This window comes from Nonomuraea sp. NPDC000554 (assembly GCF_040300065.1).
Taxonomy (GTDB): domain Bacteria; phylum Actinomycetota; class Actinomycetes; order Streptosporangiales; family Streptosporangiaceae; genus Nonomuraea.
On sequence record NZ_JBEPDC010000001.1, the window covers coordinates 599,383 to 613,867 of the forward strand.

A 14,485-nucleotide genomic window follows, 5' to 3' on the forward strand; every position below is an offset into this window, starting at 1 on the left:
GCTCGGCCCCGGCGTTCCCTGGGGTGGGGGCTCAGGATGGCTCGTAGGCCTTCAACGCGGGGCGGCACGGGCTCAACGCGGGGAGGACGAGCGCGGGCAGCTCGAACCAGACGATCTTCCCCGGGCCGGCGGGCTCGGCGCCCCAGCAGCAGGCCAGCATGTCCACCAGGTGCAGCCCGCGCCCTCTCTCGTCGTCCAGGCGGGCCGTCCGCACGAACGGCAGCCGCGGGTCGGCATCCTCGACCTCGCAGCGCAGCAGGCCGTCCTCGACCGACAGGCTCAGCCGGAAGGTGGTTCGGGTGTGCCGCATCGCGTTCGTGGTCAGCTCGGTGACCAGCAGTTCCGCCACCTCGCTCTGGCCGTCGAAGCCCCACGCCTCCAGCTGGGCGCGCGTCAGCCTGCGCGCCCGGGGGATGGAGACGGGCTTGGCCGCGAACGTCCACGAGGCACGATGGGGTACGACGGGGTGGCCGCTCAGCAGGGCGACGAACCTGCCCCAGAGTCGTGCGATCATGCCGCACGTCCGGAGGTGCAGGTGCAGGCGGGGATGCTGCGTCCGTCGGGCAGGAGTTCCCCGGCGTCGTCGAAGCACACCACCCCGTTGCAGAGCAGACCCCATCCTTGCTCCGGGTGGTACGCCACGAGACGCGCTGCCTCGCGGTTGGGAGCATCCGCGGGCGGACATGGGGGCTGGTGCTGGCACATGGCTCGTACCTTCGATCCTCACTTCCAGTGGTGGAGATTCCTGTTCTCGTCACCCTTCCTCACAACCCACCTACGGGGGACGTGAGAAATCCCCATATCGGTACCTATTTCCTACGTAGGTAGTGGTGCCGATGGTCGGCGAGGCCAACTCCCGCGTGGCTGGCGTAGGAACCTGCTCCCAGGGCGAGTTCCTCCCTCCGGCTGACGGACCAGCCGGGGCTGCGGGGCGGGCGCGTCGCCTTCGGGAACGGGTTCATCACGCTGAACGAGGCCGCCTTCGTGCCTGGAGTGGCGGTGAGCGGGAAGATCGCGCTCACGCCGGAGGGCAGGGCCACGGCCTCGCTCAGCGTCCAGGCCCCGGTTCCCCGGACGGGCGGGTGAACCGGGTGGAGCTGGCGTGGGAGGCGTTCACCGCGCACGAGCGGCCCGCACTGTCCGGCACCTTCGATGGCACGCCGTTCGAGGTCCGCGAACTACACTGAACCGCCCTTAGCGGCATCCGATCATGTAGGGTCAGCCTCGTCGGCTGTGTTCACGACGCATCCCGCAGGGCGGGATCTGTTGCGGTGCTCTTGCGCTGTGGAGCCGGGGTTCGATATCACGATTGCCCGGGAGTCGCAGGGAGATCCCGTCCGCCTCTCGCCTCGGATCCCATCGGGCCTTGGAGCGGGGCCCAGTATCGGATGGACGACCGGCGACGGCGGCTACTGCTCGAAGCGCTTCATGGCCTCCGGGGTGACCGGTGTGAAGAAGTTGACCATGTTGCCGTCCGGGTCCCTGAACAGCAGGGAACGGTTGCCCCAGGGCTGGGTTGTGGGTTCGTTGACGAACTCGATGTCGAACGGGCGGAGCTTCTCGTACTCGCGGTCGACGTCGTCGACGCGGAACTCGATGATCACACTCCGGTTGGCTGCCGGCCGCGGTGCCTGGGCAGCGAGCGCCTGCACCGTGCGGACGCTCGCGAGGGCGAGGGTTCCGGCCGCTGTGCGGATCTCGGCGAAGTCGTCGGTGAAGCGCTTCGCGGTCTCTCCTGTCACCCTCTCGTAGAACTCGACCATGCGGTCGAGGTTGCCGGTGATGACGCGGATCGAAGCGAACTGCATGGGGACTCCCTGGACTATGTCGGGTCTTGTGAAAGACCGTAGGACGGATACAGGACAGAATCCGCCCGGTATCCGGGAGAGACTTGGTCGTATGAGTCGTCCCACCGCGCGCGTGCTGGCCCTCCTCGAGATTCTTCAGGCGGGAGGCGTCCATCCGGTCGGCGGCCTCTCCGAGCGGCTGGGCGTGGACGCGCGCACGGTCCGCCGCTACGTCGATCATCTGGTCGACCTCGACGTGCCTGTCGAGTCGGTGCGCGGGCGCTACGGCGGTTACCGGCTGGCACGCGGGTACCGGATGCCCCCGCTGATGCTGACGGAGGACGAGGCGCTGGCCACTGTGCTCGGCCTGATGACCGTGCACAAGGCGGGACTCGCCCCGACGGCGGACGTGCCCCCTGACACCGCCGCTGACACCGCCGCCGCCAAGCTCCGCCGCGTCCTGCCGAAACCGCTCGACCGGCGGTTGGACGCACTGCTGGCGACGACACGATTCACCGCACCGGCTGACCGCACCGCCGACGGGCCCGGCGGGCACGTCCTGCTCATGCTCGCCGAAGCCGCCGCGGACCGGCGCCCTGTGTCGATGGAGTACCGCAACCGCCGCGGCGAACCCAGTCAGAGAGTCATCCACCCCTACGGCCTCGTGGCCCACTCGGGCCGCTGGTATGTCACCGGCGCGGATTCCGAGCGGGGAGACGTACGGACCTTCCGGGTGGACCGGGTTGGTCACCTGCGCGTGCTGCCTGGCTCCTTCGTCCGGCCGGAGAACTTCGACGCCGCGGCGCACACGCTGACCACGCTCGCCGAGACGCCGTGGGCACACGACGTCGAGATCCTCGTGCAGGGCACGCTGGAGCACATTCGGTCGCAGTTCCCCGAAGGAATCGCGCTCCTTGATGCAGTCCAACCAGCGACTGCCACCCGCATGCGGTCCCAGGGCCCGGACGAGCCGACTCGGCCCGACCAGTGGTTCCGCGTCCGGATCCGCGCGGAGCGGCTGGACTGGATCCCGCCCTTGATCGCCGCGCTCGACTGCCCGTTCGTACTGAAGAGACCGAGCGAACTGCGCACCCTTGTCCAGGAGTTCGCGCAACGGCTCACCCGGTTCGCGGGCGTTGTACCGGACGACGATCGGGCCGACCGGCTCGCCCGCCGCCATCGTCTGCCGTAGCGCGGCGATCTCCCGCTCGTCGGTCGCCGTGCGCGGCCCGGCCGCCGTGTCCGGGCGCCTGTCAGTCCAGGACGCCGGGCAGCGGGCGGCAGACGGACTGCTGGTCGTCGAAGGCGACCCCGATCCGCATGATCATCTGCGGGTAGTCGCCCGAGCACAGCTCCTGGCGCAGGAACTCGCGCAGGTAGTGCACCCCCAGAGCCTGGCTGTGGAACGCGGCGCTGAACCCGCGGGCCGACGCGCGCAGCAGGATGCTCTGCAACGCCTGCCCGGTCGCGATCCACTCCTGCTGGCTGTCGCGCGGGGTGCTGAGCAGCGCCACCACCCCGGTCTCACCGCCCGCGCCGGCATCTGCCCGGCCGTCCCGCTCGTCGCGCCTGTGGCCGTTGGCGTGGGACGCCCCCAGGGGCCGGGTCCAGTGCAGCATCTCCAGCGCGAACCGTCCCCCGCCCTGAGCCTGCACCGCCTGCGCGGCCTGGGTCAGCACGGCGAGGACGCGCACCGCATCGGGCGAGCCGATCACGGTCAGCTTGGCCCCCTCACCGGCCGCGTGCCTGGCCAGCGACTGGATCACGACGCTGGGCACGGGAAGCCCGGTGAACCCGACCCGATGGATGGCCCGCGGTTCGTACCCCTGGACCAGCATCCGCGCCTGGGCGTCGGCCGGCATCTCCGTCCCCACGTCGACCGTGGCCAGCAACGACGGCCGGTCCGGATCGGGCATGACCCGCACTACCGGCCTGTACCCCTCACCCAGCAGCGCGGTCCGCATGTTGAACAGCGCCGCTCCGCAATTGATCAGCAGCTCTCTCCCGGCTGGATCGTCCGCGTGCTGCCCCCCGTCGCCGTCGGCGCACAAACCGATCTCCTCGCCTGCGACGTCGAACGACAACGGCTGATCGTCGTGCACCGACGACGCGGAACGCGCCGCCTCCAGCGCAGCGTGTACCGCTTCGGCACGCTGCTTTACGATCATGCTAGGCCCCCTCCACCTGCTCTTACGTCCTAGCTGAACAGGAGCGGAGGGGTCGGCGTGAGGGTCTAAAGTCCTCTCCTGGCAGGACGTCGGCCCTCGGTGACGGCCTCGCGGGGGTGCGACCCCAGGACGGCGACCGGGCACGGCGCGTGCTGCAGCACCGTCTCCGCGCCGCCGAGATGGCCGTCCTCGCCGCGTCCCACCACCATGAGCGTCGCCTGCCGGCCCGGGTCCAGGGCCGCCTTGACCTCCATGTCCGGGTGGCCCGCCCGCCAGGCCGCGAGGTCTCCGGCGGCGACGACGGCGAGCTGGCGCATGGCCGCCTCGTCGAACGCGAACCCCAGAACGGCCTCGGACGGTTCCCTGTCGACGACCACGACCGGCCCCGGGCGGGTCGGGGCGGGCAGCGGGCCCGGCCCCCGGACCACGATCACCGGGCAGCCGGCGTGCGCGGCGACGTACTCCGCCACCGAGCCCATGACGGCCCTGGGCAGCGTGCTCAGCCCGCGCGAACCGACGACGACCAGGGCCGCCCCGTCGGACAGCGACACCAGACGCCGGGCGGCGGACCCCTCGAACAGGTCCGTCTCGACGTCCACCACCGAACTGGTGGACCGGGCGCACTCCGCGCCGTGCCACAGCACGTGTTCGGCCGCCTTGCGCAGGTGCGCCTTGGCCTCGTCGTCGGCCTCGCCGTACGGCCACTGCCAGGCGTGCGCGACGGTCAGCGGCAGTTTCCGGTACTCGGCCTCGTCCATCGCCCAGTCGAGCGCCTGCATGGAGAAGTCCGAACCGTCATAGCCGACCACGACGCGGTTCATGTCAGCTCGCTCCTGTCGGTCGGGGGTCCCATGCCAGCGTCCAGCAGCCGGGAGCCGGCCCGTAGGGTCGAGCGGCCCTGCCCCGGTGGGACCTTGGTCCTCACCCGTCCAGGCCGTCGACCCACCGGCTCGACGGCGGCGCCCACGCCTGTGGCGTGCTCAGGGGCGGGCGGAGCGGCGGATCACGATGTCGCCGTAGGCCGTGCGGGCGTGCACCTCGACGGTCTCGTCAGAGGGCGCCGGACCGTCGCTCGGGTTCAGGGAACTGCGGACGGTCCCGGACAGCGTGCGGACGTCCAGCCAGGCGGCGGTGCCCTCGCGCACCCCGAGCTCCAGCTCCCCATAGGCCGTCTGGAGGCTGACCGAGCCGCGCACCACCTCGCCGATCCGGACGCTGCCGTACGCGGTTCTGGCGTCGACCCCAGCGAGGGCCCGGTCCACGGTGATGTCGCCGGAGGACGTGTTCAGCCGCAGGTCGCCGGTCACCTCGCCCAGCGTGATGTCGCCGTTGGCGGTCCTGAGCACCGCCCTGCCGTCGATCCGGCCCATCCGGATCTCGCCGTTGGCCGTGGTCACCTCGGCCTGCCCGGACGTGCCGGACACCGAGATGTCGCCGGAAGCCGTGTCCAGCCGCAGTTTGCCGGTTTCGTCCAGCCAGATGTCGCCGGAGGCGGTGGTGAGCCTGCAGTCGCCGAGCCGGCCGTCGGAGCGGAAGCCGCCCGTGCTCTTCGCGTCGAGCCCCGACCCGGACGGCAGCTCGACCGTCACGTCCACCGAGCCTCCCCATCCGAACAGCGACCAGTCCCGCTTCCTGGGCCCCTTCACCAGCAGCCTGCCGTGGGAGTACTCGACCCTGGTCTGCTCGGCGGCCCGGACGTCGGCGTCGCTGGAGGGGTCGCTCGGCCGCACGTCCACGACGGTGTCGGCGCGGTCGCTCGCGTACACGCGCACGTCGCCGACGGCGAGGTCGATGGTGACGTCGATCGGCTCGGGCGTGTCGAACGCCGGCATGACGCTCCCCTCCTGGCGGTGGCAGTCACGGCTGCCGGGACGAGTGACAACTGACGGGCCGATGGGACCGACGCGTGCTGTGTGACGGACCTGTGGGTCTGTGACAGGTGACGGACCGGTGGGCCCGATGGCGTCAGCGGACCCAGCCGGTGTGGTGCCGGCCGATCTGCGAGTCGCGGCGGCCGGAACGGCGGTCGTCGCCTTCGAGCGCGGCGGAGACGGCGCGGACGAGCCAGGCGTTGACCGACAGCCCCTCCTGGGCGGCCGCCTGGTCGATGCGCGGCTTGAGATGCTCGGGGACGCGCAGCGAGATCCGCGCCGTGCCCCCCTCGTCGGCCTCCGGCGGCGGGGACTGGACCGGAGGCCGGGTGGTGGGCACACCGGCCTGTGCGCCCTCGGCCGCCTCCTCGAACATCCGGCCGCCCGGCGGCGCGGTGACGACGAAGTCGGGGTCGCGTCCGCGAAGCCGTACGTCGACCGAGCCGGGCGCGAGATCGCGGGTGATCTCGTCCGCGGCGGCCGACAGCGCCTCCAGCAGGGCCAGCCTGGCGGCCGACTCCAGCGGCGCGGCCAGCCGCTCGGCAAGGGCGCGCGCGTCGGGGCCACCGGCGTCGGCGGCGACCGCGAGCTCACGGCGGAGATAGTCAACGTAGGGCGCGAGGTCCATGACGCCATTATGGCGCCGCGACCGCCGACCGCCGGCCGACCGTCTCCCCGCGAACCTCAACCCACCGCACCACCGACGACGCCCCGCAATCCACGCGGAATCCAGTAGTGACGTCGTCACGACGCCACCACGACAATGAGAGCCTCCGCGGCGGTGCACGCCTCCAGCGTTCGACGCCACCTCGCCGGGCGAGCACTGCGCGCGTCCGCGGAACGGCACCCGCCTCGTTGGGGGATGCCGCTTCGCCGGGCGAGCGTCGCCCGCGTCCCATGAGCGGCGCCGCGTCGTTGGAACGTGTCCCGTCAAGCGCGGGCGCCGAGTTGTGACTCGATGAGGGCGACCAGGTCGGGGGTCGGGGGCAGTTCGTGGCCCATGCCGTCGATCGTCACCAGCCTGGCGCCGGGCACCGCCTCCGCGGTCGCCACGCCGTGCGGGTACGGGAAGAAGGGGTCCTCGGTGCCGTGCACCACCAGGGTGGGCGCGGAGACGCCCTTCAGCAGCTCGCGCCGGTCACGGGAGGACGAGATCGCCTGGGAGTGATTCTGCGAGCCGTCGCCTCCCGGGCCGTGCGCGAGCGCGCGCTCGGTCTGCCGGCGGAAGGCGTCCTCGTTCAGGAAGCCGCGGCTGCCGGTCGCCGCCCTGGCCAGCCGCAGCGCTGCCGCCACCGGGTCGCCGCCGTCCGGCGCGGCGGCGAACACCGGCGCGAGCCTGGACAGGTCCATCGGCGGCAGGTCGGCGACGAACTCGGTCGGGTTCGCCTGCTGGTTGACCGTGGGCGTGGAGATCATGGACGTCAACGTCAGCACCCGCTCGGGATACCCGATCGCGATCTCCTGGGCGACCATCCCGCCCATCGAGGCACCGACGACGTGGGCGGCGGGCACGTCCAGCGCGTCGAGCACGCCGACCGCGTCGCGCGCCATGTCCGCGAGCGTGTAGGGCCGGCTGCCGAAGTCGACGCGGCTGGAGAGCCCGGTGTCGCGGTGGTCGTAGCGGATGACGTACCGGCCGGGCGCCGCCAGTGCCTGGCACAGCTCGTCGGGCCACGACACCCCGGACGCTCCCACGCCCATGACCAGCAGCACCGCCGGATCACCGGCCCGGCCGAAGGCCTCGCACCAGATCTCCACGTCGTCGAGGCGTACCAGTTGTCGCATCGAGGCATCCATCCTTCGCTGGGCGGCCGTACGAATGTTGCCGTACCCAGGTCCGCGGGGGAAGTCAACGGGAAGGTGATCCGCCTCGACGGGGCCGCGCGGTAGCCCTACCGCGGCGTCAGCCGCAGCACCTTGCCCTTCCTGTCCGCCGCGAGGTAGCCGCCGCCGTAGTCGTCGGCGACGTAGACGAGCAGGACCGGCTGGTAGCCCGCGAACGGCCAGGCGGCCTCCACCGTCACGTAGTGGCTGGTCGGCTTCTTGACGCCGAGTCTCCGGTCCGCCGTGCGCAGCAGCGCCGGGAGCGCGTCCCAGTTGAACGAGCTCAGCTTGACCGGGGCCTCGCCCGGCATCAGCGTGGCTCCTTTCGCCCGGCTGACCTGCCCGTCGCGGTAGGAGAGGGTGTCGTAAAGCTTCTTCTCGCCGCGGACGAGGACCTTGGCGGCCGCGTAGTCGTCGTACACGGTGAAGTCGGCGAACTGGGCGCCGCGCGCCTCCTTCTCCAGCACGCCGATCACGTCCTTGATCCGGCTCGGAGTCAGCAGCGTCCCGGGTTCGGGGCTCTCCGGCTCCGTCTCGGAGGTCGCGGGAGGCGCGGTGGCGGGAGTCTTGCGCTTCATGGTCGCGGTGGCGGGCGTCGAAGGATCGGGGGTCGTCCTGGCGACGGCGCCGTCCTGGACCTTGGGGAGGAGGATGAGGACCGTGGTGAGGATCGCGCCGATCCCGGCCACCCCGGCGATCGTCACCGCGCGACCCCGGCGCGAGCCGGGACGCGACCCCGGGGCGGTGGTGTCGGCGGGCGAGATCTGGCCGGACGCCTGCGCCAGCATCCAGTCGAGCTCCGCGGCAGCCGGGCGGGCGGCGGGGTCCGGCACCAGCAACGCCCTGAGGACGTTCGTCAACGAGCCTGCCTGGCGGGGCGGCGGGAGCTGCCCGTTGAGCACGGCCGCGAGCGTGGCGATGGGCGTGTCGCGGCGCATCGGGTGGCGGCCCTCCACCGCCACGTACAGCAGCATGCCCAGTGACCACAGGTCCGAGGCGGGGTTGCCCTCCTGACCGCGCAGCCGCTCCGGCGCGATGTACTCGGGCGAGCCGACCACGTCGCCGTTGGCCGTCAGTCCGGGCGAGTCGTGCAGCGCCGCGATGCCGAAGTCGGTGAGCACCGGGCTGCCGTCCGGCCGCAGCAGGACGTTCGCGGGCTTCACGTCGCGGTGGCAGATGCCCGCCGCGTGGGCGGTCCGCAGCGCGGCCAGGATCCCGCGCCCCAGCCGTGCCGCCTCCACCGGGGACAGCAGCCCCCGGGCGAGGCGGTCCTGGAGGGAGCGGCCACGCACCAGCTCCATGACGATCCACGGGTGCGGCATGCTCGGCGCGTCCACGATGTGGTGGATGGTCACCACGTTGGGGTGATCGAGCCGGGCCAGCGCGCGCGCCTCGCGCAGCACCCGCTCGCGCAGCATCCGCGCCCTGCCCAGGTCCTGCTCCTCCGGGCCGGACGCGCGGACCTCCTTCAGCGCCACCTCGCGCTGGAGGGCGAGGTCGTAGGCGCGCCACACCGTGCCCATGCCGCCGCTGCCCAGCTGCTCCAGCAGCTCGAAACGGCCGTCGATCACCATCCGCCCGGGAGTCACAGCGCACAGCCTAGAGCCATCGAAAGCGGGCGAACCACGCGGTTCGCGGCAAGGAGGAAAGCGCCGGCTGGGCGAGGAAAGGGGCAGCTGTCTCCTTCCAGGGGTGTTGTGATCAGAACGCGCCCACGTCAGAACTGGTAGCGGAGTATCCAGCCGCTCTCTCTCCAGGACGGAACCATGCTGATCAGGGCGCACAGTGCCCGGTAGTAGAGCGGAGTGCGCGCGAGCAGGGGCGTGTCCAACTGGTTCTCCTTGTCCACGAAGAGCAGGCGGTCATCGAGCTTCTCGGCTCCCCGCGCGTCGTCGAGCGCCCATTTCTCTTCGATGCCGAACTTCGTGAAGAGCGCTGACGGTCGCTTCTCATGTCGTTTCTTGATCGACGACGAAATGTTGTTGAAGACGAACTCCCCTCGCGGGAAATGGTCCATGATCTGCCGGAAGACCTGTCGTGCCTCGTCCTCGCTGAGAAACCCGAACAGGCCGTCGGCCACCACCACCACGGGTCTGTCGCCCGGGATCTGCGCGAGCCAGCCCGGATCGACGACGGACGCGCCGATGGTGCTGTGTTCCGCGCGTTCGGGGTAGAGCTGCCGCGCTACCTCGATGACGTCGGGGAAGTCCACGTCGTACCAGTGATGGCCAGGCGGCGGATCGATCCGGAAGACCCTGAAGTCGAGCCCGCACCCGAGATCCAGAACGACCGCATCCGGGTTGTTCGCCAGATACTTCGCGACCCACCCGTCCATCACGCGTGACCGGACGGCCACGGCGAACCGTGCGATGGCCATGGACTTGAACGGAGAGAAGTCGAAGCCGAGGCGCTGTACGGCCCGTTGTGGCCAGGGATCGCGGAGGATGGGGCGCCGGTCTCGGCTGTCCAGCCATCGAAGGTACAACTCGAGGAGCGCGGTTGCCCGCACGCCGGTGAAGTCGGCCGGGATCTTGTCCATGAGCCCTCCTGGTTCTGGTCGTCATCTGTGAGGTTGTGCGGGCTCAGCCGACCGGCAGGTCACGGCGTCGCAGGCCCACCAGGCCGAGCCCGATGAGCACCACCGCCATCGCCGTCAGCACGACCAGCGGCAGCACCCTGACCTCACCGCCGGGAAGCTGCGGGATATGGGCGAACACCGACAGGTCGATCACCCACTGGCTGAGTTGCAGCTCCGCGCCGACCCAACCGAACAGCGTGCTCACCAGGAGTACGGCGAACGCGCCTGCGGAAAGGCGGGGCAGCAGGCCGAACAGCGCGAACGCGACCCCGGCGAACACCCATACCGCGGGCAGCTGGACGAGAGCGGCGCCCAGCATGCGCGGCAGTTGCCGGCTGACGTCACCGGTGCTCGTCCCGTACGCCAGTCCGACCGCCGCTCCGAACACGACCAGTCCGAGTGTGCTGCCGAGCAGCGCGAAGGTCAGGTGGCCGCCCGCCCACCGCAGCCGATCGACCGCGGTGGCCAGGACGGATTCCACGCGCCCGCCGCTCTCCTCCGCCCGCAGTCGGAGCGCGGCCTGGATGGCGAGCCCGGCGGAGACCACGCCGAGCATGGTCATCATGCCCACGAGGAACTGGTCGACGACGGTGCCAGGACCGCCTATCCGGGCGAGGATCTCTCGCGCTGCCGGAGTGCTGTTGTTCATCATTTCGCCGAGGCTCTCCGCGATGCTGCCCAGAGCGAATCCGACCAGGGCGAAGCCGGCGACCCTGCCGACCAGTGCCCCGCGGTGCAGCCTCCATGCGAGCGCCAGAGGCGTGCGCAGTCCGGGTGCGGCGTCGGCAGGACCGAGACGGTCGTGGAACAGGCCGCCGCCGAGGTCCCGCCGTCCGGACAGGGTGACGGCCACCGCGGTGAGCGCGGCGACCGCGCAGGCGGCGATCCCGAGGACCCACCAGCGTTCGCCGCTGAACGGCCGGAACTGGCCGGCCCAGCCGATCGGCGACAGCCAGGACACCCAGCCGAGCCCGCCGCCGGCCTTGCCGCTGACATCGCCGATGCCGCGCAGCAGGAACGCGGCGCCGAGGACGACGATCCCGATGCCGCGGGCGCTCCCCGCCCCGGTGGTGAGCTGGGCGACCACCGCCCCCACCGCGGCGAAGACGCACCCGACGGCAGCGAGCCCGGATCCGAACGCCAGCGAGCCGGCGGCGGGCAGGCCCTGGCTGATCAGCCCCAGCGCCGACAGCAGGCCGAGGGCCAGGCTCGCGCCACCGGCCATGATCAGGACGGCTGCCAGGCCCGCGTGGCGGGAGACCACGGTCGCGCCGATCAGTTCGCGCCGGCCCGCCTCCTCCTCCGCGCGGGTGTGCCGGATGACCGTCAGCATGCTGCACAGGCCGACCACGATCGGGATGAAGCCCGCGCGCCAGGTGACCAGTTCGCCCAGGCTCGATCCGTGCAGTGCCCCGTACGTCACGGTGAAGGCCGTGTTGTGGATGCTCGTCTCCGCGTACTCCTGGCGCGCCTGTGCGGTGGGGTACCCGCTGTTGAAGGCTGCGACGAACGCCAGCGGGAACAGCCACGGGAGGAAGACCCACAGCGGGAGCAGTGCGCGGTCACGCCGCAGCGCGAGGCGGATCAGCTTGCCGGTGCCGGTCATCGCTTCGCCTCCGTGTGCCGTCCGGTGCCCACGCCGGCCCGGTCGTAGTGCCGCAGGAACAGCTCCTCCAGCGTGGGCGGCTGGCTGACGAGGCCGCGCACGCCCACCGCCGTGAGCTGCCGCAGCACCGCGTCCAGCGCGGCGGCGTCGACGGCGAGGCGGACCCGGCTGCCCTCGGTGCGCAGGTCGTGCACGCCCGGCAGGCCGGCCAGCCCGTTCACCGGCCCGGCCAGCTCGGCCTGGATGACGGTGTGGGTCAGGTGGCGCAGGTCGGCCAGGGTGCCGGCCTCGACGGCCCGGCCGCCGCGGATGATGGTGATCCGGTCGCACAGCGCCTCGACCTCGGACAGGATGTGGCTCGACAGCAGCACGGTCCGGCCGCGGCGCTTCTCCTCCAGGACGGCCTCGCGGAACACCTCCTCCATCAGCGGGTCCAGGCCCGAGGTCGGCTCGTCGAGGATGAGCAGTTCGGTGTCGGACGCCAGCGCGGCGACCAGCGCCACCTTCTGCCGGTTGCCCTTGGAGTAGGCGCGGCCCTTCTTGCGGGGGTCGAGGTCGAAGCGCTCCAGCAGGTCGGCGCGGCGCTTCTGGTCGAGCCCGCCGCGCAGCCGGCCGAGCAGGTCGATCGCCTCGCCACCTGACAGGTTGGGCCACAGCGTGACATCGCCGGGGACGTAGGCCAGGCGGCGGTGCAGCGCGGTCGCGTCGGACCACGGGTCGCCGCCGAGCACCCGGGCGGTGCCCGCGTCCGCGCGCATCAGACCCAGCAGGACGCGGATCGTGGTGCTCTTTCCCGCGCCGTTCGGCCCCAGGAAGCCGTGCACCTCGCCGGTGCGGACGACGAGGTCGAGGCCGTCCAGGGCCCGGGTGGTACCGAAGGTCTTGACTAACCCTTCCACCGAGATGGCGTCAGTCATGGTCGTGCTCCTCGTCTCGGCGGAGCGCGATCACGCGTTCCGCTTGTGGTGATGTGCCCCGGACCTTGTCGAGGGCGTCCCGCATGGCGGCGGCTTCGTCCGGGCTGATCATGGGGTGGGAGTAGATGTCGAGCATGGCCCTGGCCACCAGGTGGTCTCCCTCGGGGCTGGACATGTCGACGCCCATGTTCCGCGACAGGTGCCGGTGGAGGATCTGGACGCCCAGCGCCATCGCGACGCCCAGCGCCGCCCTGACCTTGCGGTCGGCGTAGGGAGGGTCGGAACGCTTCCCGTCGACCTCTTCGAGCCACTGCTCGCCCATCTCGACCAGCCCGTCGAACACGGGCGCGGCCCATCCCTCGGCCAGGGCGCGCGCCAGGTACTGCTGGTACGGGCCCAACGCGGCCCTGCTGAGGGCGATGTAGTTCACGTCGTCGGGCGTCATGTCGGCCCGGACCTGGTCGTTGAGCCTGCGGATCATCTTGGTCAGGTAGGCGTCGCACGCCTCGCGCAGCTCCTGCTTGGAGCCGAAGTGGTGGCGTACCAGGCCCGAGGACACGCCAGCGGTGTCGGCGATCCCCCTGATGGTCGTGCGCTCGAACCCGTGCTCGCCGAAGTGCCGCAGCGCCGCGTCCCTGATCCGGGCGCGAGCGGTGAGGTCCTCAGGGTCGGGACCGGACGTCGTCACTGTCACTAGCTCCTATCCACGCGTGCAGAAGACTACCCATGCGAAAAGCAGCCTACACATGTGTGTAGTAGCCGTCCACTGCCCCCGTGCCTGGCGCATATGACCCGACTGCGACAAGTCGCCCTCAAGTCGGCGGGACGCGGCGTCGAGCCGCTGCCAAGTGGGCGCCAAGGACGGCGTCCTAACGTCATCGGCGCAAGCGGGACCACCTGTTTCCCGACGCACGCCGGAGGGCGCCCGCGCCCGCCTCCCCCGGCCGACTCCAGAGGAGAAAGTCATGCTCAGCTCGACCCGCGCAGCCGCGACGGCCCTGCTCGCCACCGCCGCCGTCATGGCGCTCGCCGTCCCGGCGCACGCCGACGCCGGCGAGACGACGACCCAGGTCTCGAACTTCGCCGCGCTCAGCGCGCAGACCTACGGCCACGTGATAGCGAAGTGCCCTTCGACGGAGCCGTACGCCTTCAGCACCGAGGTCAGCTCGGGTCACCCGAACCCGGCGGACTCGGTGTTCCAGAAGTACGACGACATCTACACGACGCTCGACGGCCAGTCGGTGCGGGTAAACTTCCACAACTCGCAGACGTACGCCGAGGCGGCGAAGCACCCGGTCATCGTGACGGTCAGGCTGACGGTGAACTGCTCCAGCGTGGACCACGGCCGCCCCACCGTCCACCCGTTCACGGAGCGCTCGATGATCCCGCCGAGCGGTGACGCGACCATCACCGCCACCTGCCCGCCCAACTTCCCGAAGGTCCTCGACGTCGTGGAGCTCCACTCCAACGGCGCCGCCATCATCAGGCGTACGACGTCGGGCAGCAGCGCGTCCATCACGTATCACAACAGCGAGGAGGCGGTCCCCGGCTCCGGCGCGGTCACCGCCATCTGCGGAACCTGACCCCGAAGGCGCTCACCCTCCCTCCCGAAACCCGGCACAACGACCCGGCGGGCGAACGCGGCCGAAGCGGCGCCGCCCGCACGCGCACCACCCCATGTCGAAACGGCGCCGCCCGCACGCGCACGCCCCCATGTCGAAACGGCGCCGCCCG

Annotated in this window: 15 protein-coding genes; 2 read left to right on the top strand and 13 right to left on the bottom strand. The window is 71.3% G+C overall.

What is annotated here, in order from left to right; genetic code table 11:
* Positions 1 to 31: 31 nt before the first annotated feature.
* The 3 genes from ABT294_RS03020 to ABT294_RS03030 form a co-directional block, all read right to left on the bottom strand.
* Positions 32 to 514, bottom strand: coding sequence for an ATP-binding protein (locus ABT294_RS03020; protein ID WP_350803115.1), 483 nt, complete (start codon positions 512 to 514; stop codon positions 32 to 34).
* Positions 511 to 705, bottom strand: coding sequence for a DUF5999 family protein (locus ABT294_RS03025; RefSeq protein WP_350803117.1), 195 nt, complete (start codon positions 703 to 705; stop codon positions 511 to 513). The genes ABT294_RS03020 and ABT294_RS03025 overlap by 4 nt, the downstream gene beginning before the upstream one ends.
* A 704-nt stretch (positions 706 to 1,409) precedes the next feature.
* Complete coding sequence (locus ABT294_RS03030) at positions 1,410 to 1,808, bottom strand: VOC family protein (protein WP_350803118.1); 399 nt, start codon at positions 1,806 to 1,808, stop codon at positions 1,410 to 1,412.
* A 91-nt stretch (positions 1,809 to 1,899) separates the two neighbouring features.
* Between ABT294_RS03030 and ABT294_RS03035 the strand changes: the two genes are divergently transcribed.
* Positions 1,900 to 2,979, top strand: a complete 1,080-nt coding sequence (locus ABT294_RS03035; protein WP_350803119.1) for a helix-turn-helix transcriptional regulator — start codon at positions 1,900 to 1,902, stop codon at positions 2,977 to 2,979.
* 61 nt (positions 2,980 to 3,040) lie between these two features.
* Here ABT294_RS03035 and ABT294_RS03040 read toward each other — a convergent pair whose 3' ends face one another.
* From ABT294_RS03040 to ABT294_RS03085, 10 genes are all read right to left on the bottom strand, one after another.
* Positions 3,041 to 3,955, bottom strand: a complete 915-nt coding sequence (locus ABT294_RS03040; RefSeq protein WP_350803120.1) for a nitroreductase family protein — start codon at positions 3,953 to 3,955, stop codon at positions 3,041 to 3,043.
* A gap of 65 nt (positions 3,956 to 4,020) precedes the next feature.
* Complete coding sequence (locus ABT294_RS03045; RefSeq protein WP_350803121.1) at positions 4,021 to 4,776, bottom strand: universal stress protein; 756 nt, start codon at positions 4,774 to 4,776, stop codon at positions 4,021 to 4,023.
* Positions 4,777 to 4,935: 159 nt separating this feature from the next.
* The gene (locus tag ABT294_RS03050; protein WP_350803122.1) at positions 4,936 to 5,787 is read right to left on the bottom strand and encodes a DUF4097 family beta strand repeat-containing protein; all 852 of its coding nucleotides are present in this window, start codon (positions 5,785 to 5,787) and stop codon (positions 4,936 to 4,938) included.
* A gap of 133 nt (positions 5,788 to 5,920) precedes the next feature.
* Positions 5,921 to 6,454: a toxin-antitoxin system HicB family antitoxin gene (locus tag ABT294_RS03055; RefSeq protein ID WP_350803123.1), complete on the bottom strand. Its 534-nt coding sequence runs from the start codon at positions 6,452 to 6,454 to the stop codon at positions 5,921 to 5,923.
* Between the two features lie 302 nt (positions 6,455 to 6,756).
* Positions 6,757 to 7,611: an alpha/beta fold hydrolase gene (locus ABT294_RS03060; protein WP_350803124.1), complete on the bottom strand. Its 855-nt coding sequence runs from the start codon at positions 7,609 to 7,611 to the stop codon at positions 6,757 to 6,759.
* Positions 7,612 to 7,718: 107 nt separating this feature from the next.
* Positions 7,719 to 9,239, bottom strand: a complete 1,521-nt coding sequence (locus ABT294_RS03065) for a serine/threonine-protein kinase (RefSeq protein ID WP_350803126.1) — start codon at positions 9,237 to 9,239, stop codon at positions 7,719 to 7,721.
* Between the two features lie 128 nt (positions 9,240 to 9,367).
* Positions 9,368 to 10,189 (bottom strand): class I SAM-dependent methyltransferase, encoded by an 822-nt coding sequence (locus ABT294_RS03070; protein WP_350803127.1) that lies wholly within the window; start codon positions 10,187 to 10,189, stop codon positions 9,368 to 9,370.
* 43 nt (positions 10,190 to 10,232) lie between these two features.
* Positions 10,233 to 11,834: an ABC transporter permease gene (locus ABT294_RS03075; protein ID WP_350803128.1), complete on the bottom strand. Its 1,602-nt coding sequence runs from the start codon at positions 11,832 to 11,834 to the stop codon at positions 10,233 to 10,235.
* A complete protein-coding gene (locus ABT294_RS03080; protein ID WP_350803129.1) occupies positions 11,831 to 12,751 on the bottom strand; it encodes an ABC transporter ATP-binding protein in 921 nt (306 codons plus the stop codon). Before ABT294_RS03080 ends, ABT294_RS03075 begins: the two co-directional genes overlap by 4 nt.
* Positions 12,744 to 13,439 (bottom strand): TetR/AcrR family transcriptional regulator, encoded by a 696-nt coding sequence (locus ABT294_RS03085; protein ID WP_350803131.1) that lies wholly within the window; start codon positions 13,437 to 13,439, stop codon positions 12,744 to 12,746. The genes ABT294_RS03080 and ABT294_RS03085 overlap by 8 nt, the downstream gene beginning before the upstream one ends.
* 277 nt (positions 13,440 to 13,716) lie before the next feature.
* Here ABT294_RS03085 and ABT294_RS03090 point away from each other — a divergent pair, with 277 nt between their 5' ends.
* Positions 13,717 to 14,334, top strand: coding sequence for a hypothetical protein (locus ABT294_RS03090; protein WP_350803132.1), 618 nt, complete (start codon positions 13,717 to 13,719; stop codon positions 14,332 to 14,334).
* The last annotated feature ends 151 nt before the right edge of the window (positions 14,335 to 14,485 follow it).

What these genes read in the sequence shown, in the direction of transcription:
- ABT294_RS03020 (WP_350803115.1), bottom strand. Translation starts at nt 514, where the DNA reads ATGATCGCACGACTCTGGGGCAGGTTCGTCGCCCTGCTGAGCGGCCAC.
- ABT294_RS03025 (WP_350803117.1), bottom strand. Translation starts at nt 705, where the DNA reads ATGTGCCAGCACCAGCCCCCATGTCCGCCCGCGGATGCTCCCAACCGC.
- ABT294_RS03030 (WP_350803118.1), bottom strand. Translation starts at nt 1,808, where the DNA reads ATGCAGTTCGCTTCGATCCGCGTCATCACCGGCAACCTCGACCGCATG.
- ABT294_RS03035 (WP_350803119.1), top strand. Translation starts at nt 1,900, where the DNA reads ATGAGTCGTCCCACCGCGCGCGTGCTGGCCCTCCTCGAGATTCTTCAG.
- ABT294_RS03040 (WP_350803120.1), bottom strand. Translation starts at nt 3,955, where the DNA reads ATGATCGTAAAGCAGCGTGCCGAAGCGGTACACGCTGCGCTGGAGGCG.
- ABT294_RS03045 (WP_350803121.1), bottom strand. Translation starts at nt 4,776, where the DNA reads ATGAACCGCGTCGTGGTCGGCTATGACGGTTCGGACTTCTCCATGCAG.
- ABT294_RS03050 (WP_350803122.1), bottom strand. Translation starts at nt 5,787, where the DNA reads ATGCCGGCGTTCGACACGCCCGAGCCGATCGACGTCACCATCGACCTC.
- ABT294_RS03055 (WP_350803123.1), bottom strand. Translation starts at nt 6,454, where the DNA reads ATGGACCTCGCGCCCTACGTTGACTATCTCCGCCGTGAGCTCGCGGTC.
- ABT294_RS03060 (WP_350803124.1), bottom strand. Translation starts at nt 7,611, where the DNA reads ATGCGACAACTGGTACGCCTCGACGACGTGGAGATCTGGTGCGAGGCC.
- ABT294_RS03070 (WP_350803127.1), bottom strand. Translation starts at nt 10,189, where the DNA reads ATGGACAAGATCCCGGCCGACTTCACCGGCGTGCGGGCAACCGCGCTC.
- ABT294_RS03075 (WP_350803128.1), bottom strand. Translation starts at nt 11,834, where the DNA reads ATGACCGGCACCGGCAAGCTGATCCGCCTCGCGCTGCGGCGTGACCGC.
- ABT294_RS03080 (WP_350803129.1), bottom strand. Translation starts at nt 12,751, where the DNA reads ATGACTGACGCCATCTCGGTGGAAGGGTTAGTCAAGACCTTCGGTACC.
- ABT294_RS03090 (WP_350803132.1), top strand. Translation starts at nt 13,717, where the DNA reads ATGCTCAGCTCGACCCGCGCAGCCGCGACGGCCCTGCTCGCCACCGCC.